Source organism: Gammaproteobacteria bacterium (assembly GCA_003696665.1).
GTDB lineage: Bacteria > Pseudomonadota > Gammaproteobacteria > Enterobacterales.
The window spans coordinates 1-2,018 of sequence record RFGJ01000672.1; the positions used below are offsets into that span (position 1 = coordinate 1).

1 rRNA gene is annotated in these 2,018 nt (G+C 52.0%); it reads right to left on the reverse strand.

The annotated features are described in order from the left end of the window. Nucleotides 1-93 precede the first annotated feature (93 nt). Nucleotides 94-1,531, reverse strand: a 16S ribosomal RNA gene (locus D6694_15905). Nucleotides 1,532-2,018 lie beyond the last annotated feature (487 nt).

Consider the following 2,018-nt stretch of genomic DNA (forward strand, 5'->3'; position numbering starts at 1 on the left):
AAAGACCCAGAAGGATCTTCAACCCATATAACCTCTCACGACCTTGGAATAGGTAAATAACACGCAAGGGGGACTGAGTCCCCCATTGTACACTTAGGAGGTGATCCGTCCGCAGCTTCCGCTACGGACACCTTGTTACGACTTCACCCGACTCATCTTGTCAAGTATCGTTCAAGCCCGAAGGCCTGACCTCAACCAAACAAGACTCGCCTGGTGCGACGGGCGGTGTGTACAAAGAGCAGGGGAGTATTCAGGGCGTCATAATGAAACGCCCTTACTACGCATTCCACATTCATGAGGACGCTTCCAGTCCTCAATTCTTACTGAGACTATCATTAGGGGTTGGCTTCGTCTTTCGACGTTGCATCCCATTGCGATAGCCATTGTATGCCGCGTGTGGCCCTGGACATAAGGGGCATACAGACCTCATCTGGACGTCTCTTTCATCCTGTTCGACACAGGCGATCCCCACAAAGTTCCCGATCTTGCTTGCGCAATCGCTGGTAATTGTGGGTGACGGTCTCGCTTGTTTACACACTTAAGTGCGCATCTCACGACACAAGCTGCAATGGGCCATGCACCACCAGTCCTAGGCTCCAGTAAGCTCATCAGGCTGACTTTCACAGTCTAGGACGGTCCAGGTAAGATTTCCGGCGTTGAATCCAATTAAACCGCAGCATCCACGCGTTCCGGTGCTCTCCCGTCAATTGCTTTAAGTTTCAACCTTGCGGTCGTACTTCCCAGGTGGCGCGCTTAACGCCTTCGCTCCAGCACCGGGAGACTAAGTCCCCCGACACTTAGCACGCATCGTTTACGGCTAGGACTACGAGGGTATCTAATCCTCTTTGCTCCCCTAGCTTTCGTGTCTGACTGTCGGATGTGTCCCAGTGCACCGCCTTCGCCACAGGTGGTCCCATCAGGATCTACGCATTTCACCGCTCCCCTGATAGTACCGTGCACCTCTTCCACTCCCAAGAACGGAAGTATCTTCACCGTTTCGGTTTCGTTAAGCGATCCGCTTTCAGCAAAGACTTTCCGTTCCAGCTGCACACGCTTTAGACCCAGTATATCGGTCCACTCGGAGAGATGGTTTTACCGCGGCTGCTGGCACCATCCTTGCCCTCTCCTTTCTTCTGGACGTATTTACTGTCCAGGACAGCCACCCGTTAGAGTGGCACTCTGCCTCACCACATCACACTTTCGTGCATTGTGTAGTTTTCGCGTCTGCTGGACCCCGTAGGGGCCGGGACTTTATCTCAGTTCCCGCCTGCCGGCCACTCCGCTAAGAGCCGGTACCGATCATCGCCTAGGTGAGCCATTACCTCGCCTACGAGCATAATCGGGGGCAGTCCCATCCTGCAGCCTTACGTTTTGGTGTTGGGCTTTTCCAAGTTTCCACACCTATCGGGGTTTATCCACAGTTTCCCGTGGTTATCCCCGACTGCAGGGTAGGTTGACGACCTTTTCCTCAGTTTTTCGCCAAGGGCCGAAGCCCTTTGACTTGCATGACTTAGTCTAAGACAGATAGCAGCCCGAGCCATCAGCATCAAATGGTGTATGATGAATATTTCATCTGACACTGATTTATTGGACCGTTAGGTCTTGAGTTTAGCAATTGACGTGTAGAGTTACCTATTCCAAGGTAATCGTGGGTTATATGGGTATGTGACAAGCCTTCATCATGATCCGTGGTATCATGTTCTTGGCCGGACGCCTCGCACGGAAGTGGTCTTCGGTTCGTCCTTTGTTAGTTGCAGCACTGGATGTCGTTCCCGTCACGATGGCCGGAGCCATTCAGGGCGATGATACGCGTGCTGGCAAATTATTGTAGTTCGTGTCGGTATATATAGTTGGCGATTTGTTCGCTGGAGGTGATCGAGTTCGCCCGTGGGCGATTGGTGGTGAACGTTTTCGACAATTCATAGGTGTTTGTGGTTTTATATAAACCTTCATTTAAGTTCCCTGTTGAAAGGTGGGAAGAAGGTTTGTTAGGGCAATGGAGTGTCGCGTGTATGGGG